This window comes from Desulfotruncus arcticus DSM 17038, from assembly GCF_900113335.1.
GTDB classification, from domain to species: Bacteria; Bacillota; Desulfotomaculia; order Desulfotomaculales; family Desulfallaceae; genus Desulfotruncus; species Desulfotruncus arcticus.
Genome location: NZ_FOOX01000010.1, coordinates 1 through 25982 on the forward strand (window position 1 = coordinate 1; position 25982 = coordinate 25982).

General features: G+C 47.5%; 29 protein-coding genes. 18 read left to right on the forward strand and 11 right to left on the reverse strand.

Annotation, left to right across the window (positions count from 1 at the left end; genetic code table 11):
- Window positions 1–1094: 1094 nt before the first annotated feature.
- A complete protein-coding gene (locus BM056_RS13500) occupies window positions 1095–2105 on the reverse strand; it encodes a sigma-54 interaction domain-containing protein (protein ID WP_092471957.1) in 1011 nt (336 codons plus the stop codon).
- A gap of 346 nt (window positions 2106–2451) precedes the next feature.
- Between BM056_RS13500 and BM056_RS13505 the strand changes: the two genes are divergently transcribed.
- The 4 genes from BM056_RS13505 to BM056_RS13520 all read left to right on the forward strand — a co-directional run bounded on the left by BM056_RS13505 (window position 2452) and on the right by BM056_RS13520 (window position 6952).
- On the forward strand, window positions 2452–3204 hold the full coding sequence (locus BM056_RS13505) for an SDR family NAD(P)-dependent oxidoreductase (RefSeq protein WP_092471958.1): 753 nt from the start codon (window positions 2452–2454) through the stop codon (window positions 3202–3204).
- 14 nt (window positions 3205–3218) lie between these two features.
- Window positions 3219–4370 carry an acyl-CoA dehydrogenase family protein gene (locus BM056_RS13510; protein ID WP_092471959.1) on the forward strand — a complete coding sequence of 384 codons (1152 nt, stop codon included), beginning with the start codon at window positions 3219–3221 and terminating at the stop codon, window positions 4368–4370.
- A gap of 65 nt (window positions 4371–4435) precedes the next feature.
- Entirely contained in the window at window positions 4436–5257 is an 822-nt protein-coding gene (gene menB, locus BM056_RS13515; RefSeq protein WP_092471960.1) for a 1,4-dihydroxy-2-naphthoyl-CoA synthase, read from the forward strand.
- A 27-nt stretch (window positions 5258–5284) separates the two neighbouring features.
- Window positions 5285–6952 carry a class I adenylate-forming enzyme family protein gene (locus BM056_RS13520; protein WP_092471961.1) on the forward strand — a complete coding sequence of 556 codons (1668 nt, stop codon included), beginning with the start codon at window positions 5285–5287 and terminating at the stop codon, window positions 6950–6952.
- A 334-nt stretch (window positions 6953–7286) separates the two neighbouring features.
- On the opposite strand, the gene BM056_RS13525 is transcribed toward BM056_RS13520, so the two are convergent.
- Window positions 7287–7742: an NUDIX hydrolase gene (locus tag BM056_RS13525; RefSeq protein ID WP_092471962.1), complete on the reverse strand. Its 456-nt coding sequence runs from the start codon at window positions 7740–7742 to the stop codon at window positions 7287–7289.
- Window positions 7743–7834: 92 nt separating this feature from the next.
- On the opposite strand from BM056_RS13525, the gene BM056_RS13530 reads away from it, so the two are divergent.
- Together BM056_RS13530 and BM056_RS13535 are read left to right on the forward strand one after the other, a co-directional pair.
- On the forward strand, window positions 7835–8305 hold the full coding sequence (locus BM056_RS13530) for a hypothetical protein (protein ID WP_092471963.1): 471 nt from the start codon (window positions 7835–7837) through the stop codon (window positions 8303–8305).
- A gap of 20 nt (window positions 8306–8325) precedes the next feature.
- Entirely contained in the window at window positions 8326–9606 is a 1281-nt protein-coding gene (locus tag BM056_RS13535; protein WP_092471964.1) for a [Fe-Fe] hydrogenase large subunit C-terminal domain-containing protein, read from the forward strand.
- A 71-nt stretch (window positions 9607–9677) separates the two neighbouring features.
- Here the strand turns inward: BM056_RS13535 and BM056_RS13540 are convergent, their stop codons facing one another.
- Window positions 9678–11051 (reverse strand): NCS2 family permease, encoded by a 1374-nt coding sequence (locus BM056_RS13540; protein ID WP_092471965.1) that lies wholly within the window; start codon window positions 11049–11051, stop codon window positions 9678–9680.
- 143 nt (window positions 11052–11194) lie between these two features.
- Here BM056_RS13540 and BM056_RS13545 point away from each other — a divergent pair, with 143 nt between their 5' ends.
- Window positions 11195–11881, forward strand: coding sequence for a hypothetical protein (locus BM056_RS13545; protein WP_092471966.1), 687 nt, complete (start codon window positions 11195–11197; stop codon window positions 11879–11881).
- 102 nt (window positions 11882–11983) lie between these two features.
- Here BM056_RS13545 and hcp read toward each other — a convergent pair whose 3' ends face one another.
- The gene (gene hcp / locus BM056_RS13550) at window positions 11984–13267 is read right to left on the reverse strand and encodes a hydroxylamine reductase (RefSeq protein WP_092471967.1); all 1284 of its coding nucleotides are present in this window, start codon (window positions 13265–13267) and stop codon (window positions 11984–11986) included.
- A 201-nt stretch (window positions 13268–13468) separates the two neighbouring features.
- Between hcp and BM056_RS13555 the strand changes: the two genes are divergently transcribed.
- On the forward strand, window positions 13469–14140 hold the full coding sequence (locus BM056_RS13555; RefSeq protein WP_092471968.1) for an SOS response-associated peptidase: 672 nt from the start codon (window positions 13469–13471) through the stop codon (window positions 14138–14140).
- A gap of 285 nt (window positions 14141–14425) precedes the next feature.
- Here BM056_RS13555 and BM056_RS13560 read toward each other — a convergent pair whose 3' ends face one another.
- A complete protein-coding gene (locus BM056_RS13560) occupies window positions 14426–14671 on the reverse strand; it encodes a hypothetical protein (protein WP_092471969.1) in 246 nt (81 codons plus the stop codon).
- 64 nt (window positions 14672–14735) lie between these two features.
- On the opposite strand from BM056_RS13560, the gene BM056_RS13565 reads away from it, so the two are divergent.
- The 5 genes from BM056_RS13565 (at window position 14736) to BM056_RS13585 (ending at window position 19420) form a co-directional block, all read left to right on the forward strand.
- A complete protein-coding gene (locus BM056_RS13565; RefSeq protein ID WP_092471970.1) occupies window positions 14736–16565 on the forward strand; it encodes an acyl-CoA dehydrogenase in 1830 nt (609 codons plus the stop codon).
- Window positions 16566–16992: 427 nt separating this feature from the next.
- Window positions 16993–17217, forward strand: coding sequence for a hypothetical protein (locus tag BM056_RS13570; RefSeq protein ID WP_092471971.1), 225 nt, complete (start codon window positions 16993–16995; stop codon window positions 17215–17217).
- Window positions 17218–17232: 15 nt separating this feature from the next.
- The gene (locus tag BM056_RS13575) at window positions 17233–17613 is read left to right on the forward strand and encodes a PadR family transcriptional regulator (protein ID WP_092471972.1); all 381 of its coding nucleotides are present in this window, start codon (window positions 17233–17235) and stop codon (window positions 17611–17613) included.
- Window positions 17603–18424, forward strand: coding sequence for an extracellular solute-binding protein (locus tag BM056_RS13580; protein WP_092471973.1), 822 nt, complete (start codon window positions 17603–17605; stop codon window positions 18422–18424). Before BM056_RS13575 ends, BM056_RS13580 begins: the two co-directional genes overlap by 11 nt.
- A 27-nt stretch (window positions 18425–18451) precedes the next feature.
- A complete protein-coding gene (locus BM056_RS13585; RefSeq protein WP_092471974.1) occupies window positions 18452–19420 on the forward strand; it encodes a sulfite exporter TauE/SafE family protein in 969 nt (322 codons plus the stop codon).
- A gap of 26 nt (window positions 19421–19446) precedes the next feature.
- On the opposite strand, the gene BM056_RS13590 is transcribed toward BM056_RS13585, so the two are convergent.
- The 4 genes from BM056_RS13590 to BM056_RS13605 form a co-directional block, all read right to left on the reverse strand.
- Window positions 19447–20247, reverse strand: a complete 801-nt coding sequence (locus BM056_RS13590) for an ABC transporter permease (protein WP_092471975.1) — start codon at window positions 20245–20247, stop codon at window positions 19447–19449.
- A complete protein-coding gene (locus BM056_RS13595) occupies window positions 20240–20902 on the reverse strand; it encodes an ABC transporter ATP-binding protein (RefSeq protein ID WP_092471976.1) in 663 nt (220 codons plus the stop codon). The genes BM056_RS13590 and BM056_RS13595 overlap by 8 nt, the downstream gene beginning before the upstream one ends.
- Entirely contained in the window at window positions 20806–21126 is a 321-nt protein-coding gene (locus BM056_RS13600; protein ID WP_092471977.1) for a metallophosphoesterase family protein, read from the reverse strand. Before BM056_RS13600 ends, BM056_RS13595 begins: the two co-directional genes overlap by 97 nt.
- A 62-nt stretch (window positions 21127–21188) precedes the next feature.
- Window positions 21189–21413 (reverse strand): hypothetical protein, encoded by a 225-nt coding sequence (locus BM056_RS13605; protein WP_092471978.1) that lies wholly within the window; start codon window positions 21411–21413, stop codon window positions 21189–21191.
- 174 nt (window positions 21414–21587) lie between these two features.
- Here BM056_RS13605 and BM056_RS13610 point away from each other — a divergent pair, with 174 nt between their 5' ends.
- From BM056_RS13610 to BM056_RS13615, 3 genes are read left to right on the forward strand one after another with little or no spacing between them, the layout of a single operon-like run.
- A complete protein-coding gene (locus BM056_RS13610) occupies window positions 21588–21977 on the forward strand; it encodes an ArsR/SmtB family transcription factor (protein ID WP_092471979.1) in 390 nt (129 codons plus the stop codon).
- 20 nt (window positions 21978–21997) lie between these two features.
- Window positions 21998–22135: a thioredoxin family protein gene (locus tag BM056_RS25620; protein ID WP_238456464.1), complete on the forward strand. Its 138-nt coding sequence runs from the start codon at window positions 21998–22000 to the stop codon at window positions 22133–22135.
- Window positions 22136–22149: 14 nt separating this feature from the next.
- A complete protein-coding gene (locus tag BM056_RS13615) occupies window positions 22150–22539 on the forward strand; it encodes a putative zinc-binding protein (protein WP_092471980.1) in 390 nt (129 codons plus the stop codon).
- Window positions 22540–22714: 175 nt separating this feature from the next.
- Here the strand turns inward: BM056_RS13615 and BM056_RS13620 are convergent, their stop codons facing one another.
- Entirely contained in the window at window positions 22715–23701 is a 987-nt protein-coding gene (locus tag BM056_RS13620; RefSeq protein WP_092471981.1) for an arsenic resistance protein, read from the reverse strand.
- Window positions 23702–23927: 226 nt separating this feature from the next.
- Window positions 23928–24050 carry a hypothetical protein gene (locus BM056_RS27280; RefSeq protein WP_274377548.1) on the reverse strand — a complete coding sequence of 41 codons (123 nt, stop codon included), beginning with the start codon at window positions 24048–24050 and terminating at the stop codon, window positions 23928–23930.
- A 256-nt stretch (window positions 24051–24306) separates the two neighbouring features.
- Between BM056_RS27280 and BM056_RS13630 the strand changes: the two genes are divergently transcribed.
- Window positions 24307–25497 carry an MFS transporter gene (locus tag BM056_RS13630; protein WP_174549961.1) on the forward strand — a complete coding sequence of 397 codons (1191 nt, stop codon included), beginning with the start codon at window positions 24307–24309 and terminating at the stop codon, window positions 25495–25497.
- A gap of 32 nt (window positions 25498–25529) precedes the next feature.
- Window positions 25530–25892, forward strand: coding sequence for a carboxymuconolactone decarboxylase family protein (locus BM056_RS13635; RefSeq protein ID WP_165613524.1), 363 nt, complete (start codon window positions 25530–25532; stop codon window positions 25890–25892).
- Window positions 25893–25982 lie beyond the last annotated feature (90 nt).

The window sequence follows — 25982 nt, forward strand, 5'->3', positions numbered from 1 at the left end:
TTAACATTTAATCTAACCATCGTGGAATGTAAATTTTTTTCCATATCCGTTTCTACCAGTCTATAATGTACTAACAATGATGGTGAAAATTGTCCAGGGTCTGACGGACAATGATGCCAAAGTAGAATCGTCAGTCAGTCAGTCAGACGATTCTACTGCGCCTCCAAGTGTTTTATTTAGCGTTATATTCGATGAGCGTTTATGTCCATCTTGTTTTTGGGGGTCTGTGGCCCCTTTGCGGCAAGTCGCCGTCAATGTCCAAAAGTGAGCCAAAATGGCCAAATCAGTCCGTCAACCCACTTTTTGCCCTAAAAATCCGAAAATGCGAATATTTTTAGCTCGTCACAACATTTATTCAAAATCGCATGAATATAGGCTTTGGACAATTATTTCGTCAAATTAAAGACACTTTAAGCCGTCAATTCTTGGACAAAATAGCTTAGCTGTAACACATATCCCATTACGGCACCCCCTAAACACATTTAATCTAACCATTGTGGAATGTAAATAAGTTTCTCATGGACGCGCTGGTTAGGGCCGAGATCCATTTAATCTAACCATCGTAGAATGTAAATGGATTAACTTACATTGATGAAATGTTATCACTTGGCATTTAATCTAACCATCGTGGAATGCGGCAGACCCAGCTGCACTTAGGGGTCTTTCCGCTACAAGGCACAACTATTGATATTAGACCCCATATTCCTTGTAAAGGGCAGCCAGCGTTACGAGCCCTGCGTTTGCTTGGGCCTTTCGCCGCAGTAGGCTAACATAGGCCTCCCTCCACGTAAAGGGCGACCAGATACTTGTAGTGTTTCAATGTATAATCAAAACATAGGAATTAGCCATTTACACAAACTTTATTGCACTCCCGGCATTAGGCATTGAGAACGTAAAAAGTTTTGTGTAAATGGAAATAACTAACAATAAAGAAGTTGATCCATCGTGGAATGTAAATATGCAATGCTGAAGTATCTTAAACCTTGCGACGTCGTACATTTAATCTAACCATCGTGGAATGTAAATCAGGTTCTTGCTGGCCTGATCCCACAGGTTAACCACCATTTAATCTAACCAGCGTGGAATGAGTTACGTTATCGCAAGGGGATGTTTAGTTTTTTAATCTTACGACTTACAGTTGATTCATCCACATTCAGCGCCAAAGCAACTTGTTTTAAAGTTTTAAATTCATTTAAAGCTATTGTAATTAACTGACGCTCAACTTCTTCCACTGCTGTTTTAAGTGAAGTTAAACCGTGGACGGATATAGTTTTAGTCAGCTGCTTTTCTCTGTGGATATTTAAATAATCTCGTATTAATATTTCCTGGGTAACTAATTCACCGGGTGCTGAAATCACATATATTCTTTCAATAACATTTTCAAGTTCCCGGACATTGCCTGGCCAATCGTATGACATGAAAACTCGAATAACCTCGGACGAGCAATTCATTTTATGCTTATATTTCTGTTCAAACTTTTTTTTAAAAAAGTAAATCAGGGGCATGATATCCCCTCTTCGTTCCCGCAAGGGAGGTATTTTAAGGGGAATAACGTTAAGTCTGTAAAAAAGATCTTCTCGAAATTTACCTTCCTGCACCATCTTGTATAAATTTTTATTGGTGGCGGCAATAACCCTGGTATCTATCGGCTTGGCTTTGCTGCTCCCTATTCGTATAACTTCTTTTTCCTGGAGAATACGCAGTAGTTTAACCTGAAGATGTAACGGCAAATCGCCGATTTCATCCAGTAAAATGATGCCCTTATGGGCTTGCTCAAACTTTCCGGCGCTACCTTCCCTTTTGGCGCCTGTAAAAGCCCCGTATTCATAGCCGAAAAGCTCTGATTCCAGCAGGGTTTCGGGAATTGCCCCGCAATTAACTTTGACCAGGGGGCCGGAACGTTCGCTGTATTTATGTATTAATTTGGCCAGCACTTCCTTACCGGTACCGGATTCACCCAACAATAAAACAGTGCAATCTACCTTTGCCACCTGCATTGCCGTCCTTAACAGTTCCTTCATTTCAACTGATTGAGCAATAATAGGCGTCTTATTGATCATATTATTATCATCAAGCCGTTGTTTGGTAACGACAAAACTGGTCAAGGTTATCCCTCCCAAGCTTTTTTATTATTCCTTGATCTATAGGGGATATAGGCAGAAATTTCAGACATTTAATGCAACAATGCAATTTGTGTTCCTTATTAACTGAAGCGTAACTGTTTCAAAAATAATTATATGCCAAAATTATATACCTAAATGGTGGTTTGGGAAAAGGGTCAATATAACCTATTGGCTTAGACAATAGTCAATTGCAACATTGCAAGAATAATTGCGTTCTTGCCTTATTTTTCAAGTATTCTATGCCAAGAAACGCTTATTAATCCATAATTTCACGTCTGGCAGGCAAATTGCATTTTGATGTATCAATTATTGATTGGGGGTATAGATAATGAGGCTTAAAGATAAAGTAGCCATTGTTACCGGTGCTGGCAGGGGAATCGGCTGTGCCATTGCCAAGGCTTTTTCCAGGGAGGGCGCCAAGGTTGTAGTTGCTGATTTGGATTTTAGTTCCGCTGCCTATGTGGCCGGAGAAATTGAGTCAACCGGTGGTGATGCGCTGGCGGTGAAAGTAAATATAACTGAAAGGGATTCGATAGGTGCATTGGTTGGTACTGTGCTGGAGAAATACAGCACAGTAGATATATTGGTTAATAACGCCGGTTGGGATAAAATAGAGCCCTTTATGGATAGTACGGAAGACACTTGGAATAAGGTGCTCGCCATAAATCTCAAAGGAACGATTTGCTCTTGCCGGGCAGTACTACCCATAATGATTTCCCGAAAGTGCGGTAAGATTGTCAACATAGCCTCTGATGCCGGCCGAGTTGGTTCTACGGGTGAAGCGGTATACTCCGCCGCTAAAGGAGGGGTTATAGCTTTTACCAAAACTTTGGCCAGAGAAATGGCCCGGTATAAAATCAATATTAATTGTGTGGCTCCCGGCCCCACTGATACACCACTTTTTGCCGAAATTGCCGCAGGGAATCCCCAAATTGCGGAGGCTCTGGTTAAAACAATTCCTTTCCGCCGTTTAGGTCGACCGGGTGATCTTGCTAATGCCGTGCTGTTTATGGCTTCTGACGAGGCTGCTTACATTACCGGTCAGACTTTAAGTGTTAATGGCGGATTAAATATGCTGTAGAGGTGGGATGTATCTTGGATTTTAGGTTTAACGACGTGCAGGAATCTATGGCTAAAGTGGTAAGAAACTTTGCCAATAAAGTATTGCTGCCCCAATATGGCTATTGGGACCAGAAAGAAGAATTTCCCTATGAACAGTGGGCTAAGATGGCTGAATTGGACCTATTGGGGCTGCGGGTTTCTGAAAGATACGGCGGGCAAGAAGCCGACTGCGTTACAGCAGGCTTGATCGCGGAAGAAATTGCCCGGGGTGATTTTAACTGCGCGTATGGCGTACTTATGACCTGTCTGGTTGGGGATATCATAGAAAGATTTGCTACGGAAAAAATAAAAAACAACTGGTTAAGCAAAATGGCCAAAGGTGAAAAGATAATTTGCATAGCTTTAACTGAACCGCAGGCAGGTTGCGACGCAGCAGCCCTGAATGCACGGGCTGTTAAAAAAGAAGATAGCTATGTCTTAAACGGAGAAAAATCCGCCATCAGCCTGCTCAGGGCTTCCGACGCGGCCGTAGTCTTTGCTAAAACTGATCCGGCGGCGGGAGCCAGAGGGATTAGCGCTTTCTTGGTGCCTCTGGATCTGCCCGGAATTACCCTGCAGTCATACCCGGACATGGGCAGCAAGGCTATTGTGCGCGGTTCTCTCTTTTTAGATGACATAGTAATACCGGAGGAAAATTTAATCGGACAGGAAGGGGGCGGTTTTATTCAGGTAATGCAGGCCTTTGATTACAGCCGTGTAATCATTGCCCTCATGTGTCTGGGTGCGGCACAGATCACTATTGAAGAAACTGTTGAATATGTAAAGCAACGCAGTGTCTTTGGCAAGCCCCTGGCGAAATTCGAAGGTATCTCCTTTCCCCTGGTGGAATGGCTTACCCGGTTGGAGGCAGCCCGCTGGTTGTGCTACCGCGCCCTTTGGTTAAGGGATCAGGAGTTGCCTCATACCAAAGAAGCCGCGATGTGCAAGTGGCTGTGCCCGGAACTAGCGGTGGCTGCTATTCACGAATGCCTGCTTATCCACGGGCATTATGGTTATACCAGGGAATTTCCTATAGAGCAGCGCATGAGGGATGTCATAGGGCTGCAAATCGGCGACGGTACGGCGCAAGTGCAAAAAATCATTATTTCCAGAGAGGTCTTTGGCCGGGAATTTTTACCCTACTAAGATAGGTGCGCCATGAACTTTTTCGTTCGCTACGTTTAACAAAATTGATTCAGGAGGGATTAATTGTGAAATTTCAAGATATTCTTTACACCAAATACGACGGCAAAGCCAGGGTTACTATTAATAGGCCCAATAAGCTAAATGCCTTTACCAACCAGACTTTACAAGAAATGATCAGTGCCCTGTTAGATGCCTGGACTGACAAAAATATAGGTGTGATTATTATTACCGGCGCCGGCGACAGGGCCTTTTCTGTCGGAGGAGATCAATCAATCCGTTCTAAAGATGGTTATGCTACTTCTAATTCGGAAAAGAGCGGTTTGGAAGGACTGGAAAACCTGCCTCTGGCCAACAACCACGCTATGCTATTGCAGATAATCAGGACAATTCCCAAGCCGGTAGTGGCTATGGTCAACGGCTACGCCATCGGCGGCGGCCACGTTATTCATGTGGTATGTGATTTGTCCGTGGCGTCCGAAAAAGCCAAGTTCGGCCAGGTTGGTCCCCGGGTCGGCAGTTTCGACGCCGGTTATGGTTCCGCTTACCTGGCCAGAATAGTCGGGGAAAAGAAAGCCAGGGAAATCTGGTACCTCTGCCAGCAATACACGGCTGAAGATGCCCTGAAGATGGGATTGGTGAACAAGGTAGTCCCGCCTGAGAACCTGGAGGAAGAAGTGGAAAAGATGTGTGATACCTTGCTGTCCCACAGCCCTACCGCTTTGGCCGCACTAAAGGCGTCTTTTAATGCGGATACCGAAGCGATTTGGGGGATTCATTCCATAGCCGGGATCGCTTTAAATCTTTATTATGGTACAGATGAAGCTATGGAGGGTAGAAACGCTTTTATGGAAAAAAGAAAGCCGGACTTCAGTAAATTCCGTAAGTAAAAGGTTGAAATAAAAGGAGGTGAAAATATGGCAGAGACGCAGTTTACATATGATGTAGGGATGTTCAGAGAGACATTTGAACACGATTTTACTTATATTAATGGATTTTTACGTAATACCCGCCGTTTCGCCAACAGAAAAGCTTTAACTTGTACTGTTAGGGAAAAAAGCTGGACTTATGCAAAATTGAATTTAGAGTGTAATAAACTGGCAAATGCGCTGGCAAAAGACGGCGTTGATAAGAATAATGTAGTCATGTATCAGCTGCTTAACTGCACGGAATTTGTTTTTTTCTATCTTGCGCCACAAAAAATCGGTGCCATCAATTGCCCCATAAATTTCCGGCTTTCCCCCGGAGAAACTGCTTTTATTATTGATGACTGCAAACCTGCAGTGTTTGTCTATGATTCGGAAATCAGTGAAACAGCCGAAAAAGCCCTGGAGATGGCCAGGCATAAGCCAAAGAGGATTGTGTTAGTTGATTATTCCGGAAAAGGCAGCACATTTCCCGGTACGGTCACCTTCGAAGATTATCTGCGCGGGATGCCTGATACCGAGCCGCCGGTTGAATGTCGTTCCCATATTTATGATGAAGTCACCCGCCTGTATACTTCAGGAACCACCGGTATGCCCAAAGGAGTTCCTATAAATCAAATAAACGAAATATTAAGTGCCCACGATGTGATAATGCACTTTCCTCTGTCTCCTTTGGATAAAACGATGAATATGACTCCGTGGTTCCATCGTGGCGGGTTGTATTCAGGGGGCCCGATACCGACCCTTTATGTGGGAGGCGAGGTAATTCTGCTGCGAAATTTCGAGGCCAGGTCCGTCCTGGACTATGTTCAGAAGTATAATATTACTTACCTAATTGGTGTTCCTCCCGTGCTTAAAATGTTGTGCGATCAACAAATTAACAATCCGAAAAACATTAGCACATTAAAGGGCATTGTCACTATGGGAGCTCCCCTGGAGAAAGAGGCTTGCATCAGATATCAAAAGGTGCTTACCCCAAACATTTTTAACGGGTATGGTACTACCGAATCGTTCTGGAATACTTTTTTAAGGCCTTTTGATCTGCCGCAAAATGCCGGCAGCGCCGGGAGAACCTGTACTGACGATGATATGGCCGTGGTAAAGGTTTGCGATGACCGGCTGGCCGAGCCTTATGAACACGTTGCCAAGGACAACCGGGAAGTCGGGGAGATAATTGTTTGGTGCCCCGGAAAGTGCGCTTACAGTTATTTTAATAATCCCGAGCAAAGTAAAAAGCGATTTTATAAGGGTTGGGTATATACCGGTGATCTGGGCACCTGGGATAAAAGCGAATATGTAACCATTGTCAGCAGAAAAGACGATATGCTTATATCCGGCGGTGAAAACGTTTATCCGGTACAGGTTGAGGAAGCACTTAATGAAAACCCGAAAATTGGTGATTCTGTAGTGGTAGGGTTGAATGACCCAAAGTGGGGGCAAATAATAGTTGCTTATGTGGTAAAAAGCGATCCTTCGCTTACGGTTGATGAACTCAATAAATATTGCATGGAGCATCCGATGCTGGCCAATTATAAGAGGCCCAGATATTACTATTTTGTAAAACAACTGCCCATGACCGCAACCGGTAAAAAAATACACTATAAATTAGCGCAGCAGGTTGAAGAAGACTTGCGATTAGGATTGCTGGAAAAAGTTTAAAAGTAAATTCATCATTGATGCCACGCAAAAAGAATTACCAAGGGCAAAACAAAGAAAAACTATTCAAAGAGCATCGGGCATATTGGATCAAAAGGATTACCCTGAATTAAAAACATCTAAAGCTATTTCGAACCGGGTGAGAAATCTCAGGGAGGAATCTGAAGCCAGGAAGAGAGACCTTTTTGAGTAACGGTTTTCTTTTGGATACCACCATCTCATAGACTTATTTCGAGGTCGTCATTAAGCTATAGTTTTTCTTGATCAATTAGCTCAAAAAGGCTCTCTTTTTATTTGCTCTATTGTAGTGTCAGGGATCTTTTCAGGTGGCCGCTTATTATAACTTTATAAAATCCCCTATTATCGCCATCATTTTCGGGTTAATCTTATCCGGCATCGCATCCCGATCAAAAAATCGTAGTTCCACCCCTTCCACCCCGTCAGGCTGAAGCCGGCCGGAAAAATCATTCGTAACATACGCGGCTGTTACTGCGTAATACTGGTCCCAGTTGGGCAGCGTTACAAAGTACTCCGGCCCGGAATAAACTCCCAGCAGTTTCAACTCACCTATTTCTATGTTGGCCTCTTCCTTTAGTTCCCTTCTGGCGGTATCCTCCAGTGATTCGCCCAGTTCCATCAACCCGCCCGGCAAATCCCAGCAGCCGTCTTTTCTTTTTTGCAGCAGCAAACGACCCTGCCCGTCTATAACGAGCACCTTGGCCCCGTTCAGGATAACCGGGTCGTGACCAACGGCAGCACGCAGTTTTTTAACATAATCCGCAGCATAACACATTTTTATACCGCACCACTCCTTACATAATAGTTTTAAGCAGGGGTAAGACTATTCCTTAATATACACTAAACGGATAGTTAGAAGGAGCTTAAATGGCAACAACTTTATTTTACCCGGTATATTTAGTGCTGGCATTTATATTATCACTACTTTACATCCCCAAAGAAGATTATAAAAAGTATTTCATCTACGGCTTACTTATTGGGGGACTCGGCGATGTTATCGCCGTAAGCCTTTTTTCAAATCTTTTCCACATCATTTGGTTTAAAAATGCAGGAATTTTTGCTGTCCTGGGGCATAATATCCTTTCTCCCCCCAGCTGGACTTTTACCGTTATGATATTTCTCCGTTTTTTACCGCATCGACGCCCGTTTTTATATTTTTATGTAGTAACTTTTGCCTTTTCCAGTCTTGGTTATGGTTATTTTGTGCAAAACATTGGTTTATTTGACTTTAAAACATGGTTTTATCCTGTATTCAGTTTTCTTACCTTCCTGGGTTGGTGGAGTTTCGCTGCCTGGTTATATATAAAAACAAGCCTTTCGAGAAATACCCTGGTATAAGTTAAGAGGAGGCGTTCTACATGAGCGAGCCGGTCTACGACGAAATTTTTAAAAAACTGGTTAAATCCTCTTACCGGGGCAACATGGCTGAGGAAATTGAAAAAATACGCCAAAACGGCGATGAGCATACGGATGAGTACATCAAATACGCCTCCGGCGAAGGCGACCCCAACAGAGTTGTTTTTAAGGTCAAGGACTGCCATAAAGACTGCAACCTCAACCGGGAGGACAATTGCGAGGCCTCGTGCCTGTTTAACGCCATTGTCCGCGATATGGAAGGCAACGTGGTTATTAAGCAGAACAACTGCTCCGGCTGCGGCAAATGCGTTGAAGTATGCCGACATTATTCCCTGGTGGATAAAAAGGAGTTCGTCCCCCTGATTGAACTGCTAAAAAACCGCAAGGTGCCGGTGTTTGCCATTGTGGCCCCCGCTTTTATCGGGCAATTCGGGCCTGAAGTAAGCCCGGGCAAAATGCGCGCAGCACTGAAAAGGCTTGGCTTTTACGGCATGGTGGAAGTGGCGTTGTTTGCGGATATCCTTACTTTAAAAGAAGCGCTGGAATTTGACAGGCACGTCACCAAAGCAAAGGATTTCCTGCTGACCAGCTGCTGCTGCCCAATTTGGGTTTCTATGGTCAAGCGGGTTTATCAGGATTTAATCCCCCACATATCGCCCTCGGTCTCGCCCATGGTGGCCTGCGGCAGAGGGGTCAAGCATTTGCACCCAGGCGCCAAAGTCGTGTTTATCGGGCCTTGCATCGCCAAAAAGGCGGAAGCCAAGGAACCGGACGTCAGCGACGCGGTGGACGCCGTGCTAACCTTTCAGGAAGTCAAACAGATATTTGAGGCGGTTGCCATAAACCCGGAGACAATGGAAGAGGACGAAAGTGAGCATTCCTCCACGGCCGGCAGGATCTACGCCCACACCGGGGGAGTGAGCCGGGCGGTTGCAGAGACATTAAACAGGCTTCGGCCGCAAAAGGAAATTAAAATCCGCGCCATCCAGGCCGACGGCGTCAAGGACTGCCGGGAAATGCTTAAAAATATATTAGACGATAAAATAGAAGCTAATTTCCTGGAAGGAATGGGCTGCTCCGGCGGGTGTGTAGGAGGACCCAAAGCCCTGATCGATGCCGGGGCGGGAAGAGATTTTGTGGAGAAATACGGACAAGAAGCGCCCTCCCGTACCCCGGTGGACAATAAATACGTAATGAAACTTTTAGAGCAGCTGGGCATTAAAAATGTTGAAGATTTTCTGGACGGGGAAAAAGCAAAAATGTTTACCCGGAACTTTCAATAAGAATTGTTCACCCGTTATCATATCCTGACTCCTGAATTCTGACTCCTGACTCCTGACTTCTAACTCCTAACTTAGTGCTCGGCCAGGAACAGGTATCTTGCCACCACCAGCACCGCCAGCGCCCACATCAGCCAGTGCACTTCCCTGGCCCTGCCGCTGGTTAACTTCAACAGGGCGTAAAAAATGATACCGGCGGCGATGCCGTTGGCGATGCTGCCGGTAAAAGGCATCAGCACCATGGTCAAAAACGACGGCAGCCCTTCGGTAAAATCTTCAAAGTTAATATCTTTAACCGACTGGGCCATCAGCAGCCCCACGATAATCAGCGCCGGCGCGGTGGCGGCCCCGGGAATAAGGCCGGCCAGCGGCGCCAGAACCAGTGCCAGTAGGAACAACACGCCGGTGGTCACCGCGGTTAGGCCGGTTTTCCCCCCTTCGGCTATGCCCGCAGTGCTTTCAATGTAGGCGGTCACGGTACTGGTGCCCATCAGCGCCCCGAAAGATACGCCGCAGGCATCCACCAGCATCGCCCGCCCCAGTTTGGGGGATCTCCCCTGCTTATCCAATAACCCGGCTTTGCCTGCAGTTCCCACCAGGGTGCCGAAAGTATCAAATAACTCGACAAAGGTAAAAGTGAAAATTGCCGTCCACAGCCCCAAATCCAAAGCCCCGCGCAGATCCAGCCGGCCGACCGCCAGCTGAGACAAATCGGGCAGGGCAAAGGGTTGAAAATTAGCGGGCAGCTGGGTAACCCCAAGGGGGAGACCGATCAAGGTGGTGATGATAATGCCGAAAAGAAGCGCACCCTTGATTCTTCTGGACATTAAAAGGGCTGATATAATCAGGCCGATCAAAGCCAGCAGCGTCATCGGGTTGGCAAAGGAGCCGAAAAAAACATTCCACTCAAAAAACTGCAGGGTGGCGACGCCACCTTGCCGCTGCAGCGATTCCAATGTCGGCGGAATCACCGGGCCTGCTTTAATCACCATCATTTCGGCCATTTTAAAACCCAGCATGCTGATAAACAGCCCGATACCGACAATGATGGATTTTTTTATCGAGCTCGGGATGGCATCCACCAACAGCTGGCGTATATGGGTCAAGGTTAGAAGAATAAAGATGATGCCGGAAATAAAGACCGCACCCAGTGCGGCCTGCCACGGTATCCCCACGTGCTGGGCGGCCACGGTGGCAAAATAGGCGTTTAACCCCATGCCCGGCGCCAGGGCAATGGGGTAATTGACAAAAAGCCCCATGGCGATGGTAACCACCCCGGCCGCCACCGCGGTGGCAAAAAACACGGCGTTTTTGTCCATTCCCGTAGCCGCCAGAATATTGGGGTTTAAAAACAATATGTACGCCATGGTCATGAAAGTAGTCAGCCCGGCGATAATTTCCGTTCGGGCGTTGGTATTATGTTCTTTTAATTTAAAAAAATTGTCCATTTTTAATACTCCCCTGTCATTTATGGCTTGCTTTGCTTAGGGAGTATTCTCTCAAAAAAATTGTTTTTTATAATCCAACAGCGCATAGTTAATCCAATTGGAAGGAAATATATACTGAAAATACTACATGAGGAGTGCCACGCATGAAAAAACTATTCACGCTGCTGACTGTCTTGCTGGCCCTTGCTGTTTTTGGGTGCAGCGCTCAGCAGAAACCCGCCCCGCCCGCTCAGCAGGCCAAATTAATACCCAGTGAATCCAATATTGGTTTTACCGAGGTTGATGAGGATCAAGTCCCCTCATCCGTCAAGAAAATTATTGCGGCTATGTCCGGCACGGAGGAAGCGGCCTGGGCGGCAGTTGACAATAACAACTATATTATTTTAAACCCGGAAGATCAGAATGAAACAGTTAAAATCAGCGAGGTTATCCAGCGGGTACCCAGCCAGAATTTTATCTGGCTTGATGTAAAACTTGTCGAGAGTGATCTGGCAGAAGATCAAAAATCTGATCAGAAAACTGATCAGAAATCGCAGGTAAAAGTTTATAAGCTGGCTAAAACCGATAAGGCTGTAAACGGTGTGGGCTTTGAGTATAAAGAAACAGAAGAGGAAAAACCGGAGGCGCCGGCACAAAACCAGCCGGCTCCGACACCGGCACCCAAGCCAACGCCTTCAGTGACGCCAGCCCCGGCCCAGGAGCCTGTTCAACCGGTAAAACCTGCGCCGGAAAAGGAACAGCCCACCCCCTCGGAACAGGCGGCCCCCGACCGGCAGCAGCCTGAAAACCAGGCCCCCGGGGAAACCAATAATCAGGGAACGAACCAGTAGCATAGCATAAATAAAAAAAGCATGCCCGGTACGTTTGCAACCGGGCATGCTTTTTTTGTTAAAGAACCTTGGGTCCGACAATTACTCAGCTTTTGTCATTGATTAAGCCAACATATCTTTCAGATCCTGTTCCGGTGTAGTGATCAGCTTCAGGCCGTAATTCTGCTGGATCACGCCCAGCACATTGGGTGTCAGGAACGCCGGGGCCGAGGGGCCGATGCGGATGTTCTTCACCCCAAGGTGCAGCAGTGTAAACAGAATGGAAACCGCCTTTTGTTCGAACCAGGAGAGCACCAGGCTGAGCGGCAGGTCGTTCACACCGCAGTTGAAGGCACCGGCCAGGGCTACCGCCACCTGGATGGCCGAGTAAGCGTTATTGCACTGGCCCATGTCCAGAAGGCGCGGGATGCCGTCAATGTCACCCAGATCCATATAGTTAAACCGGTATTTGCCGCAGCCCAGCGTAATTACCAGGCAGTCATCCGGGATTTGTTTAACCAGCTCGGTGTAATAGCTGCGGGAGGACTTGGCGCCCTCACAGCCGCCCACTAAAAAGATGTGTCTGATTTTGCCTGCTTTAACGGCTGCAATTACTTTGTCGGCAATGGAAAGAACAAAGTTGTGATGGAAGCCGGTTGTCAGGGTACCGCCTTGTTTTTCCGGCAGCGGCTGCACTTCTTGGGCTTTGGCGATTACAGCGCTGAAATCGCGGTTTTCAACATGGGTCACGCCGGGCAGCCTGGCGATGCCGCAGGTAAACATGCGATCTTTATAGCTTTCTTTGGGAAGCAGCACACAGTTGGTGGTGCCGAGAATCGCGCCCGGAAATTCTTCAAATTCTTTTTTCTGATTCTGCCAGGCGGTGCCGTAATGCCCCACCAGGTTTTTAAATTTCCTAAGTTCAGGATAGGCGTGGGCCGGCAGCATTTCACCGTGGGTGTAAACATTTACCCCCTGGGCTTCGGCCTGCTGCAGCAATTCGTACAGGTCAAGCAAATCGTGGCCGGTGATCAGTACAGCCGGGCCGGGCTTAAAGCCGGTGGATACGGTGGCGGGCTCGGGGGAGCCGAACCGCTCGACGTTGGCTTTGTCCAAAAGCTCCATGGCGCGCAGGTTCATTTCGCCGCACTGGAGCACTTTGGCCACGTGATTTTCCAGGTCAAAGTTAACGTTGGTAAGGGTGGTAAACAGCGCGTCGTGCATAAAAGCGTCCACTTTCTCATCCCTGTAGCCTAATTCTCCGGCATGGAAGGCATAAGCCGCTACACCTTTCAACCCGATGATCAAGGCATCCTGCAGGCTGGCTACATCTTCGTTTTTCCCGCATACTCCCACTTTGGTGCAGCAGGTTCCGCCGGCGGTCTGTTCGCACTGGTAACAAAACATGCTATCTTCCTCCTTAGTTTAATATTTTTTAGCTGGCTGATTGGTTGCCGTCTTGTTAGGTATACTTTACCGGAGAAAGACAGATGGCTCTATGATCTAGCTCACACTTTGCTCATAAAGTTAATCACAATAAAGTCACATTTGTAAGGTTAATATGATAGAATCGGTTTATGATTATGTTATACCTTGAGGTGATTGGTAATGTGCGGGCGCTTTATTCTCAGCATCGACATCAAAACCATACTGGCTTTGTTCAGGGCCGGATTGCAGCCGGGTTTAGTCTATAAGCCCAGATACAACATCGCCCCCGGCCAGGATATCCTGGTGATAACAGGAACGCAGGATAACAGAGTAGCCCGTTCCATGCACTGGGGGCTGATACCGCCCTGGGCCAAGGATAAGAGTATTGGCTATAAAATGATCAACGCCCGCGCGGAAAATATAGACAGCAAACCGTCCTTTAAGCATTCCTTTAGGCACAGACGCTGCCTGATACCTGCCAACGGCTTTTACGAATGGCGCAGGGAAGGCCAAATAAAACAACCGCTGAGCATAACTTTGCCGGATAAACCTCTGTTTGCGTTTGCGGGTGTCTGGGACAGCTGGACCTCCCCGGAGGGAGAAATCATTTTAAGCTGCACCATCATCACAGCCCCCGCCAGTGATCAGATACAGGAGGTGCATCACAGGATGCCCGTCATTCTTTCTGATGCCTGCGAGTATAATGCCTGGCTTGATCAGGGGCACCCGGCAGCTCTGAAGGAATTGCTGCGCCCTTATTCCAATGAACTTATACTGCAGCGTGTTTCATCCCGGGTGAATTCGCCGCAGAACGAAGGCCCGCAATTAATTGAGCCTGTTACTAAATATTAAGAATTTATTACAATTCAGGTGCTATTCTTGTATTGTTTATGGTTACATTGTAAAATTTATATATATCGTACTTGCTCCTTTGAGATTATGAGATTGCTTCGCCGCACTCGCAATGACATTCCCGTGGCTTGCAGCGGCATGCTCTTGGGCTTGCAATAACAAGCCCGCAAATTTAAATAAAATCGGAGGATGTTTTTATGAAATATTTCTACCTCTTAATTATTATTCTTGCGCTGATCACCATTAATTTGCCTACAGTCCAGAACGCTCTGGGTTAGATAGGTTTTATTCCCTTTTCCCTGGCGCAAACTTGCCGCAGCTCCGGGCGTCCGGGTCACCGCGCTTTAGACACTCATCCAAACCCTCCAGCCCGACCCGCTTAACAATGTCCATAACCGGGACCACAGGCGGGACGGGCTTCTCCAAGTTGCCATACGCCTTTATTTTAACAACGCAGCCTTTGCGGGTTTCCGTTTTGCCCTGGATGCCCACAAAAAATTTGTTTAGATAGCCTATTGACTGAGCATTCATTCAATAATAAATTATAAGAAAAGAATAAAAACCACAACTAAACAAAATAGAAAGGAAAATGAACATGGCTGCAAATTTTTTAATGCCGACCAGAGACCACCAATTTATTCTTAAGGAATGGCTGCCCCTGGAGCAGATCCTCTCCTACGAGGCCTTCAGCGAAGCCTACAGTATGGATGATGTGGACATGATCCTGGAGCAGGCCCACAAAATGTGCCGGGAAATCATCGCGCCGACCAACGAGGATGGCGATAAAAACCCGGCCCACCTGGCAGACGGCAAGGTAATCCTGCCGGAATCCTTTAAGGAAGCTTATGATTTCGTCCAGGAAAACGGCTGGGGCACCAGTAATCTGGATACTGACGAAGGCGCGCTGCCGGAATTGCTGATGACCGCGGTAAACGAGTTTGTCATAGGCGCAAACCCGGCCTTTGCGCCCTATGTAGGCGCAACCACAGGCTCGGCCAAACTGATCCAAACTTTTGGGGACAACCGGCAAAAAGAAATCTTTTTGCCCAAAATGCTGGAAGGCGCCTGGTCCGGCACTATGTGCCTCACCGAGCCCAACGCCGGTTCCGACGTAGGGGACATAACCACCAAGGCTTTTCCCACCGAAACTCCGGGCGCCTATAAAATCAAAGGCACCAAGTGCTTTATCACCGCCGGGGACCATAATCTAACCGAAAATATCATTCACCTGCTGCTTGCCCGCATAGAAAGCGCGGCCCCGGGCACCAAAGGCATTTCTCTGTTCATCGTTCCCAAATTCCGGGTCGACAATGAAGGCAATATTGCCGGTTCCAATGATGTTACCTGCGTGGGTGTCGAGCATAAAATGGGTTTAAAAGCTTCCGCCACGGCCATGCTCAGCTTTGGCGACAACAATGACTGCATTGGCTACCTGCTGGGTGATCCCCCCGACGAAAACGGCAAAGCCAAGGGAATGGCGCAAATGTTCCAAATGATGAACGGCGCCCGCTATGAAACCGGCCTCATGGCTCTGGCTGTTTCGGCTGTGGCCTACCACAATGCCGCCCAGTACGCCAGGGAAAGAATTCAGGGCCGACCGCTAACCAATCCCAAGAGCGACCGTTTACCGATTGTCAAGCACACTGATGTCCGCCGTATGTTAATGAATATGAAGGCCCACAATGAGGCAGTCCGGGCCATGATTTATAAAACCGGCTTCATGCTGGATATGCAGCACCATGACCCCGATGAAGGCAAACGTAAGATGGCTGCGGCTTACGTTGATGTCTCCACCCCGCTGGTCAAAGCCTATGCCTCCGATGTCGTGTGGCCTCTGACGGGTGAAGCGATTCAGGTTTACGGCGGTTACGGTTTTTCTGAAGAATATCCGGTAGCCCAGTCTGCCCGGGATTGCAAAATTTACTCCATCTGGGAAGGCACCAACTACATTCAGGCCCTGGATTTGATCGGTCGCAAGTGGACGATGAAAAACGGAGAAGTTTTTAAAGCCTGGATGAAAGATTTAAAACAAACTATCGAGTCTTTTAGCGACAACCCTGAATTTGCCAAGGAATACGCCATTTTATCCGAAGCCTATAAGGCTTACCGCGGCATCCAGCAAAAGACAATGGAATTTTACATGCAGCAGCAATTCAACCTGCTGCCGCTGTTTGCAACCCGTATCCTGCACTGCACAGCCAAGCTTTACTGTGGGGCCCTGATCACAGACCAGGCCGTGCTGGCTGCCGGCAAGGCGGCGGAACTGGGTGAAGATCACTTTGACTACGCCTTTTACCGGGGCAAGGTGGAAGCAGCCCGCTACTATGTGCGCAACATCGTGCCGGAAGTTATGTGCACCGCCCGAATTATTGCCGAAGCGGATACCTCCGTACTGGATGTCCCGGAAGAAGCCTTTAACTTCTAACACTTCCGTCCTAGCAAGCATACACTCAACACCAAAAGAGCGAGGCGCCCCCGGGGTTCCTCGCTATATTTTTCAATCCCATTCATATGGCCAAACCAATCAGCGCATTTCCGGCAAATCCCCCCGTAATCCGCTATACCTATTCAGATACAATTTTATCCTTTTGATAAAGAAGACTTGATTCAGGTGGGGTTTTGACCATACCTGAACCTTAGTCGCACTTATTTCGAGTTTATCGCCGCTTAACTCCCGCCTGTAGAGGCGGGAGTCTTAGCGGCGGTTAACGAGATAAACTTCGGTAATTTAATATTGCGTAAAAATCTAAAAAATGCTACTATGTTTTCAACAACATTAGGTGCACGATGCACATAGGTTTAAATTAGCCTGAAATGCCGGTAAAATTCTTTACCGCGGGGGGGGGATGGCAATGGAAAGCATGATCATCCAACTTAATAACAAATTTTCTGCTGCCAGTTTGCTCAACATCAGTGATATCCTTCGCTGTCAGCCGGAACTGCGGCTGAGCAGTTTTGATCCAACCACCGGGCAGATGATGGTTGTATTTAATCCTGCCTGTATTGATGCGGATACGATCATTGAAGCCATATTGCAAAAAGGCTATAACATTGACTATTTCTGCAACGTCGCTTGAACGGGAGAGATAAAAATGACCGCGGAAAAAACTGAAAATGGCGCCGGTGTTGCTCTGGACAGAATGATCCAACCCATGCTTCTTTTGCTTATTTTGAAAAAACCGACCCACGGTTATGAACTTATCCAAAGCTTTAATGCTTTGCATGAAGATGAAATTGTGGAGCCGGGCACTATTTACCGGAACCTGAGGCGCATGGAAAAAGAAGGTTTCGTTTTATCCAGCTGGGAGGCTTCCGAATCCGGGCCGGCCCGGAGAAAATATGACATCACCGAAGAGGGGATTAAAGCTTTACAGGAAGCTGTGCTGAAACTGGAACGGCAAAAGCAGCAAATTGAAGATTTTTTAACTGAATATAACGATTTAACGGCAAGGAGGAGCATTGATGAAAACTGACCCGAACGCGCTGAAAATACTGCATGCCGGCGCGTTAAGAAAGCCCATCAAAGAATGCATCCATACTCTTTGGGAAAAGTACCCGAATTTAAAGGTGGAGCTTGATTACGCCGGTTCCCGGGCCTGCGCCAAAGCTGTGGCGGAAGGCAAAATTGTGGACGTGATTGCCCTGGCCGACTACCAGGTGTTTAACGATATTTTAATACCCCGGTTTGTGGAAACCTCCTTTGTTTTTGCCACCGACCAAATGGTGCTGGCCTTTGATGAATTTTCTGCGGACAGCAACAAAATTAACGACCATAACTGGATGGATGTGCTGCTGGGCAATCCCACTATTAAATACGCGCGTTCCGATCACCGTCTTGACCCTTGCGGCTACCGGGCTTTAATGCTGTGGCAGCTGGCGGAGCAATACTACGCCAGGCCGGGTTTATACCAGGCGCTGGAAAACGGCTGGAGCAACTTATACCCCAAATCGCTCGACCTGGCCGTGGCCCTGATGGAAGGCAAAATCGACTATGGCTTTGAGTACCTGTCTGTGGCCAGGCAAATGAATTTGCCATATATCCAGTTTCCAGCGCAAATTAATCTCAGCGACCCCCGTTATGCTGATTATTACGCCCGGGCCAAGGTTATTATAGAGGGCAATTATCCCGGCCTGGAGACGGAAATTTGGGGCGCGCCCATAGAATTTGCCGTGTCTATACCTAAAAATTCCAATCAAAAGGAACTGGCCCAGGAGTTTATTGAGATTCTTACTGGGCCCCGGGGAGAGGAAATATTGGAAGAGAACGGACTGATTCCCTGTTAGCAGCTCTAAAAACGAGGGGTGGATATAATGTATTTTCCTGTTTCCGGTGTGGAGATTAACCCGGTCATCCCGCCGCTGGTGGCTTTTATTGTTTCGTCAATTACCGCCTCCGCCGGTGTGTCCGGTGCATTTTTACTGCTGCCTTTTCAGGTGAGTGTGCTGCACTATACCAGTCCTTCGGTTAGCCCGACCAATTTGATTTATAATATCGTGGCCATTCCCGGCGGTCTGTATAGATTTATTAAAGAGGGGCGCATGGCCTGGCCGTTAACCTGGGTGATGTCTATCGGCACGCTGCCGGGGGTATTTTTAGGTTCATGGATCAGGATAGCGTATTTACCCGACCCCCGTTCGTTTAAATTATTTATGGGCGGCGTACTGTTATATCTGGGTGTCAAAATTGTCACTGAGTTTACCGGCGGCTCTAAAAAACAAAAGGCGCAAAATAAAGCGCTGGAGCAAAAGTTTAAAGAGCGGGTGGCTCAGATCAAGGCGGAGAGCAACCAAAAAATAGCCGCCGGGCTGCCTGCCGACGCTGTCGTTAAAACCAAGCACTTTTCGCTGGCCAAAATTGAATATGAATTCTGGGGCGAAACGTATTCTTTCAGCACCACGACCATTTTTACGCTGGCGCTGGCGGTGGGCTTGATCGGCGGCATTTACGGCATCGGCGGCGGCGCTATCATCGCCCCCTTTTGCGTTTCAATTCTGGGCTTACCCGTTTACACCGTAGCCGGGGCGGCCCTGGCCGGGACATTTCTTACCTCCATAGCCGGAGTGATATTTTATTCCATACTGGCAATGACCGCCGTGGGCGCGTCCACCAACGTTGCGCCCGATTGGGCACTGGGTGCGCTGTTCGGTGTCGGCGGCCTGCTCGGAACATACTGTGGCGCGTATATTCAAAAGTATCTCCAAGAGAATATTGTGAAAGTCATCATGGCTGCATTGATCCTGTTCCTGGCGCTGCAGTACATTATTCAGTTTTTTGTTTGATTTCTTTTCTAAATATCCGGATCAATTTATTTTCTACTTTGCAGGACAAAGGATTGCAAAGCGCCGTCGTCGTTAAACAGTTTCTTATACGATAACCCCACCAAGATCAAACAGCCGATGGCCACGGCAGCGGCAATCATTAACATTACCACTATTTGATATCGTACCGCTTCCCTGGGGTCGGCACCGCCCAGGATTTGACCGGTCATCATCCCCGGTAAGCTTACCAATCCCACCACCATTAAAGAGTTGATGGTAGGGGTCATCCCGGCTCTAATGGCTTCGCGAACACTGGAACGAACGGCCTCCCAGGGGGTGGCCCCGAAGGTGAGCATAGCCTCTATCTCAGCGGCCCGGGAGCGGGCCTCCCCGTAAAGACGGTCCAGAGAGATGGCGATGCCGTTCATGGAATTGCCAAGAATCATGCCCAACATGGGTATGACAATCCGGGCCGAATACCATGGGTCCGGAGCAATGATCAAGACTGTTACTATGGTACCCACCAGGTAGGTGCTGGCCAGAAGGGATAAAAAGGCCAGAACGGCAGGGTAATCCGGCACGTTTGGCGTCCTCTTTACTGCTGCACGGGAGGCGATATAACACATCAGTGTAATAATGGCCATGATCAGCCACAGGTTGTTGATTTGGAAAATATAGGTCAGGGCATAGCCTACCAGTGTCAGTTGGATGAAGGTACGGCTGGTGCCCCAGATTAGGGATTTTAACAAACCCAGCTTAAGCAAGGAGGAGATGCCCCCGGTAATTAAAATTAAAAGGACAGAAAAGGCCAGTTGAAAATTGGAAATCGGAATAATTGAATTATCCATACTGATCTTCCTTTCCCAAAGGTTTTATGTCCAGAAAAGAAATATGATCCAATTGCTCATAGTCGTCGATATGGGATATCAACAGAGCGGCACGTTCAGGGGTTTTCAACCACCCGGACAGCACCCGGTAGAGGGCTTGCCGGGCCGGCTCATCAAGGGCCGCAGTGGGCTCATCCAAAAGCAAAACCACCGGGTCTATGAGGAGGGCACGGATAAAGGCAAGCCTGGAGGCTTCACCGCCGGACACTGTTCGGGCATCCTGCTCCCACAACTCCGGTGATAAAAGCAACTGCCCCATCAGCTCTTTGGCCCTGTTTATGTCCAATTTTTTTTGGCTCCCCACCCTTGTTTCAAATGGTTTGGCCAGGTTATCCGCCACAGTGCCGTCAAAAAGAGCGGGTTTTTGGGTCAGGTAATGGACGTTGGCTCGCCAGGTTGTACCTGGTATTTGCAGCCAGCTTTGCCCCTGCAAAAAAGCCTCACCTCCGGTTCCGGTCCGGAGCCGGGACAAAATTCTGAGCAAGGTTGATTTTCCGGCTCCCGAAGGGCCCCTGACAATTAAAACATCTCCGCTATCAACTGCTCCGGACACAGTAATACTGCGTTCCCGTTTATTTCCAAGGGTATAGGTAATGTCTTTGAACTCAAACAGCAATTATACTCCCCCTTAAGCACTTCCCGGGCCAGTTCATGAATCTTTTTTCGGGACTCAATTAAAACGTTTCCGCCTTCTTCAGTAATCTTATAGTATTTTCTTACCTTGCCTTCTAGGTCTCCTGTACAATAAACGGCATCTACATGCTCTCCTTTAATTGCCTGCAACACCTGCTGCATGGCTGGTAAATTGCCGTGAATATCCCCTAAAATCGCCAGTCGCATGGTTTACTCCTTCCTCAGGTTATTGAGTATCTATCCCCATTATGATTTTTTCCCTGGTTAAGCTAAATTGGTCCCTTAAACCCTCTGGCCTGCATTTCCACTTCCTTTAGCATCAGGTGTTCCTCGGGAGAGAGTACTTCCCCGTCCTCTTCCATCAGGTGAGTAAAAAATGTACACTCACGTTCAGTTCCCGGCGTATCCGGTGACATTAAGTGGTGATATTTTAAGCAGTGTAGTTTGTTGTTTTCCCTTTTGGCTATACCACAACTGGCACAATTTATTTTCATGGTCGAAGCCCCCAATATAATTTAATTATTATTTAATAATAGTTTAATTATATTTTTTTGCCAATAGATTATGAAAAATAATTCATTATCAATTGACAATAATAAATGTTATAGATATTATTGAATAAAGTTATCATTATATAAATAAACCTTAATGGAGGTAAATTACTGAGCATGAATAATTACGTTAAGATATTTAAAGCCCTTGGCGAGCCCACCCGGCTAAAAATACTGAAGCTGCTGTCCATCAGGCCTATGTATGTCTGTGAGCTGGAGTCTGTGCTGCAAATGACCCAACCAAGGATTTCCCAGCATTTGCGGACCATGAAAGAAGCGGGTCTGGTTACTGAAAAAAAGGAAGCGCAGCGTACCTTTTACAGCTTGCAAATAGACTACCTCGATGAGAGTTTCAATAATTTAATTGCTTTTTTCCATGTGGATCTGGCCGACCTGCCCCAGTTTAAAGAGGAATACGCGCGGTTGAAGCAACTGGACAGCGATACGAATGTATCGCTTTGTAAAGAAGGTAAGACGCAGTCCATGTCTTTGAAGCAGGAAGCTTAATATGCTTTAGGAAAGTTCCGGTGTCCGGAAATGGACAGGAGTTGCCAAAAGCGAGCGGGCTGATGACTCCGGGACTGGTGATAAACGGCAAGGTAAAGGTGTTTGGTCGTGTGCCCAAGCACCAAGACATAGTCCGTTATATTAAAGAAGAAATGTAAAGGAGGAATAAATAATGGCCGAAAGATGTACTTGCAGCTGCAGTTGTGACGCTTCCGAGATTCTTATTTTTCCTTGCTCTGGAGCTTCCAATGTAGGACAGATTGCCAACCAGGCGGGCGTGGAATTGACCAAAGCCGGATGCGGCAAAATGTTTTGCCTGGCCGGTATCGGCGGGCACGTGGATAGTTTTATTGAATCGACCAAAGGGGCCAAAAAAGTAGTGGCTATTGACGGTTGTCCAGTGCAATGCGCTAAAAAGACCCTGGAACATGCCGGTCTAATGATCACCGATTATGTCCTGGTAACAGATGAAGGCATCCAGAAAACCCACGATTTTAACTTGCAGGTGGCTGATATTGAAAAGATATGCGATAAGATAAAAGCCAACCTTGGCGTTGGTTAGTCAACCAGGTAGTTATTTTTATATTTGCGTTAACATTCGGTGTGAAAGGGGTAGCTTAAGCTAGCATGGCGGTTCTAAAACACTTCAGCCCCCGGGCAACTCGATGAAAGAGCGGTCCGGGGGCTTTGGATTGTTGTAACAAGCATAAGCAAGGTGTGTGTAATAGTAGTTGATATTATTTACCTGTTTGCGGCAGCACATTAACCCAGTATTTGTGTAAAACAGGCGTTAATCTGAAAAATCCCGCCATAAAAAGCACCTGGATCAGCGGTTTTATGGCAATTATCATCACTGTCAACGGCGGGAAAAACACTACCGCCAGCGCCAGGGCAATAGAGATGTTTTTGCCGCTGACTCCATAGGCCAGGGCCACCATATCCGGGTAATTGGTGCGGGTCAGCCGCGCATATAGCACGGAAATACTAAACAGCAGCGTGTAAAAGACCACCAGCGGCACGGCAATTATACCCAGGTACTGCGGGTTATGAACCAGTGTTACGGACTCGGCCATCATTGATATGAAGAAAACCATATACATGCCCAAAGCGGAAACTGCCGGAAACACTGGCTTTAATTCCATAAACTTTTTGGGCCCCCATTTTTTCACCAGCCACACCCTCGTGAGGTTGCCCAGGAGCAGTGGAATCACGATGGTATACAAAATTGTCTGTAGCATCTTGAAGGTGTCCACCGGCACATATTTGCCGGCCAGAGCGCTCATCCATAACGGAATCAGCACAATGCCGGCCAGGAAACTGGTCACCGTAATCACCAGGGTCATAGGAGCGTTTCCCTTGGCCAGTGCCGTCCAGGCTACGATCATTCCCGCGCAGGGCACCACCCCGGTAAGGATGAGACCCACCGCAAAGTCCGGGTAGCCGGCTAAGAATACTTGAGCCAATAGTGCCGCCAGTAAGGGGGAAATGAAATAATTGAAAACCAATACTGCCGTCATAAACCCCAAGCGCCTGGCCGCACCAGTAACCTCATTGATTTTAATGCCCACCATCATAGGGTACAGCATAACGAAAAGGGCCCCGGGGTATAATGCCTGCAGCTTTTTGCCAGTCCCCGGCAGCATATAACCTACAAGCAGCCCCAGAACAATTAACCCCATTAACAGCTTAATCATATGCTGGTTAATAAATTGAGCTACGCGCACTTGAATTACCTCCCAGCCTTAAATATCTTATGTATAAATATTTGGAGAACGCAAGCTCACATTGCTTCGCTTCCGTTCTCCAGAGCATTAATTAACACTTTTCCAATACCTTCGCTTCACTACGGCTGAATTAAGAAACCGGGTTTATCCCCGCCTTCGGCATTATACACTTCGTTGACGGCCTGGACAATATGTTCAGAAATTTTATCCAGATCCTGCCCTGCGTTTAAATCGAAATCCAGTTTTCTTTTATTTGCTCCTTGGACTGTTGTTCCTTTGGCTGTGTATTTACCGGTTTGATTTCCTGCACTGTGGAACAACCGCAGCCGCAACCTGTTTTGTTTTCCATGCTGACCATCTCCTTAATAATTATGTCCTTATATAAGGTTATTATAATTAAATTATATCCTTATATTATTTTGCAATTTGCTGATTGTCAACACTATTATTTGAAAACCGCAAACGACTATGCTTAAATTGGTTAGCCATGTGTTAGTAATTTTAAAATAAGTCGGCATAATTATTAGTTGACAGATCAAAAACGTAGTATTACTATCTAATCATATTATAAAATGCTTATATTAGAATATAAGGAGGTTGACATTATGTACAAAAAATTGCTCTTGATTCTGGGACTTGCCGGGTTTACGGTGATGGCCGACAACTGGGTGGTATCGCCTATATTACCGTCCATTGCCCAAAATATTAATATACCGGTGACCAGGGCGGGGCTGCTGATTACCGCCTATATGATTCCATTCGGTTTGTTTCAGCTGGTCTTCGGCCCTCTGGCCGACCGTTATGGCAAACGGCAGGTGATTAATACAACCATGCTCCTGTTTACCTTTGCCACGGCACTATGCGCCATTGGCGTCAGTTTGACCGACCTGGCCATATACAGGGCGCTTACCGGCATTTTTGCCGCTTCAATCATGCCGGTATCCCTGGCTTTGATTGGCGATGTGGTGCCAATGCCCCAGCGCCAGTCAGCCATTGGCACTTTTATGGGCATTTCCTTTTTAGGCCAGGGTCTGAGCATGGCCATCGGTGGCACCATTGCCTACTTTGTCAGCTGGCGGGGCGTGTTTATCATTTACGCCGGGCTGGCCGTTGTTTCCACCGTGCTGCTGTTTACGGCGGGCCGGAAAATTCCTTCGGCTAAAAACCCGAACAGTCGGCTCCTGGCTCCTTACTGGCGGCTGCTGACCAATAAAGACAGCGCGCTGACTTATCTGGTGGTTTTAATTGAAGGTATTTTGATTATCGGCTCATTTTCTTATCTGGGTGCCTTTATTGAACATCTATATCATTACAACAACCTGTATATCGGCCTGATGATGACTGCGTTCGGCGTGCTGGCGGTAATCGGCGGGCGGCTGAGCGGCAAGCTGGCCGCTAAAATGGGACGTAAGCGAGTGCTGAGCCTGGGTCTGCTGTCCGCAACTCTGGCCGATGTAATCTTTTACCTATACGGCAGCCAGCTGATTGTGCTGGCTATCGGAATCGGGCTTTTGGGCCTGGGGTTTATGCTGGCCCACTCCACGCTGCTGACTATCGCCACGGAATTTGCCCCGCAGGCCCGGGGCACGGTAATGTCGCTGGTGGCCTTTTGCTTCATGGGCGGCGGCGGACTGGGCACTGCGCTGGGCGGCCGTCTGATAGCCGCACATAGTTATACATGGTTCTTCTCCGCCTATGCCCTGTGCCTGGCGCTGCTGATTTTATTGGCTTGGCTGGTGGTGCCCGGGATGGTGGCCCGGCAGCAGCCACAACCGCAGCCGGGGTCAGCAAAGTAAGACTCTTACAAAACAGAAAAGGAGGAATTCAAATGAGCAACCAGTTACCCACAGCTCAACAGGTATTAAAACAAATGGAGGGAAAAATGGGCGGTGTGCCCCGTCCCCTGGCAATTATCGCTGAAATTAATCCCGGTGCCGTGGTGGAACATGCGATGAACCAGCAGTCTCTGGCTCAACAGGAGCAGCTGCCGCCCAAGTATAAAGCGCTGATTAACGTAGCGGTGGCGGCAGCCCTGGGATCGGAAACCTGCACTAAAAATCAGGTGGCAATGGCCTTAAAAAGCGGTGCCACCAGGGAAGAAATCGTTGAAGCGCTGCTTTGCGCCAAACAGACTAAAAGTTCAACTATTTTCTCAGCATCCTTGGCCGGTTTGGAATTACTAACTGAATAGTAGAAGACACATAAAGGTTGCTTAATAGTATGTGGTTTTTTGAATAATGAAGATAAGGGGACACTCCATTTTTTCGAGGAATGTCCCCAA

Excerpts from the sequence above, each read along its gene's own strand:
- BM056_RS13635 (WP_165613524.1), top strand. The coding sequence starts at position 25,530 with ATGAGCAACCAGTTACCCACAGCTCAACAGGTATTAAAACAAATGGAG.
- BM056_RS13570 (WP_092471971.1), top strand. The coding sequence starts at position 16,993 with ATGGAAAGCATGATCATCCAACTTAATAACAAATTTTCTGCTGCCAGT.
- BM056_RS13565 (WP_092471970.1), top strand. The coding sequence starts at position 14,736 with ATGGCTGCAAATTTTTTAATGCCGACCAGAGACCACCAATTTATTCTT.
- BM056_RS13615 (WP_092471980.1), top strand. The coding sequence starts at position 22,150 with ATGGCCGAAAGATGTACTTGCAGCTGCAGTTGTGACGCTTCCGAGATT.
- BM056_RS13535 (WP_092471964.1), top strand. The coding sequence starts at position 8,326 with ATGAGCGAGCCGGTCTACGACGAAATTTTTAAAAAACTGGTTAAATCC.
- BM056_RS13600 (WP_092471977.1), bottom strand. The coding sequence starts at position 21,126 with ATGCGACTGGCGATTTTAGGGGATATTCACGGCAATTTACCAGCCATG.
- BM056_RS13590 (WP_092471975.1), bottom strand. The coding sequence starts at position 20,247 with ATGGATAATTCAATTATTCCGATTTCCAATTTTCAACTGGCCTTTTCT.
- BM056_RS13630 (WP_174549961.1), top strand. The coding sequence starts at position 24,307 with ATGTACAAAAAATTGCTCTTGATTCTGGGACTTGCCGGGTTTACGGTG.
- BM056_RS13580 (WP_092471973.1), top strand. The coding sequence starts at position 17,603 with ATGAAAACTGACCCGAACGCGCTGAAAATACTGCATGCCGGCGCGTTA.
- BM056_RS13560 (WP_092471969.1), bottom strand. The coding sequence starts at position 14,671 with ATGAATGCTCAGTCAATAGGCTATCTAAACAAATTTTTTGTGGGCATC.
- BM056_RS13530 (WP_092471963.1), top strand. The coding sequence starts at position 7,835 with ATGGCAACAACTTTATTTTACCCGGTATATTTAGTGCTGGCATTTATA.
- BM056_RS13555 (WP_092471968.1), top strand. The coding sequence starts at position 13,469 with ATGTGCGGGCGCTTTATTCTCAGCATCGACATCAAAACCATACTGGCT.
- BM056_RS13575 (WP_092471972.1), top strand. The coding sequence starts at position 17,233 with ATGACCGCGGAAAAAACTGAAAATGGCGCCGGTGTTGCTCTGGACAGA.
- BM056_RS13505 (WP_092471958.1), top strand. The coding sequence starts at position 2,452 with ATGAGGCTTAAAGATAAAGTAGCCATTGTTACCGGTGCTGGCAGGGGA.
- BM056_RS27280 (WP_274377548.1), bottom strand. The coding sequence starts at position 24,050 with ATGGAAAACAAAACAGGTTGCGGCTGCGGTTGTTCCACAGTGCAGGAA.
- hcp (WP_092471967.1), bottom strand. The coding sequence starts at position 13,267 with ATGTTTTGTTACCAGTGCGAACAGACCGCCGGCGGAACCTGCTGCACC.
- BM056_RS13610 (WP_092471979.1), top strand. The coding sequence starts at position 21,588 with ATGAATAATTACGTTAAGATATTTAAAGCCCTTGGCGAGCCCACCCGG.
- BM056_RS13520 (WP_092471961.1), top strand. The coding sequence starts at position 5,285 with ATGGCAGAGACGCAGTTTACATATGATGTAGGGATGTTCAGAGAGACA.
- BM056_RS13605 (WP_092471978.1), bottom strand. The coding sequence starts at position 21,413 with ATGAAAATAAATTGTGCCAGTTGTGGTATAGCCAAAAGGGAAAACAAC.
- BM056_RS13545 (WP_092471966.1), top strand. The coding sequence starts at position 11,195 with ATGAAAAAACTATTCACGCTGCTGACTGTCTTGCTGGCCCTTGCTGTT.
- BM056_RS13585 (WP_092471974.1), top strand. The coding sequence starts at position 18,452 with ATGTATTTTCCTGTTTCCGGTGTGGAGATTAACCCGGTCATCCCGCCG.
- BM056_RS13525 (WP_092471962.1), bottom strand. The coding sequence starts at position 7,742 with ATGTGTTATGCTGCGGATTATGTTAAAAAACTGCGTGCTGCCGTTGGT.
- BM056_RS13540 (WP_092471965.1), bottom strand. The coding sequence starts at position 11,051 with ATGGACAATTTTTTTAAATTAAAAGAACATAATACCAACGCCCGAACG.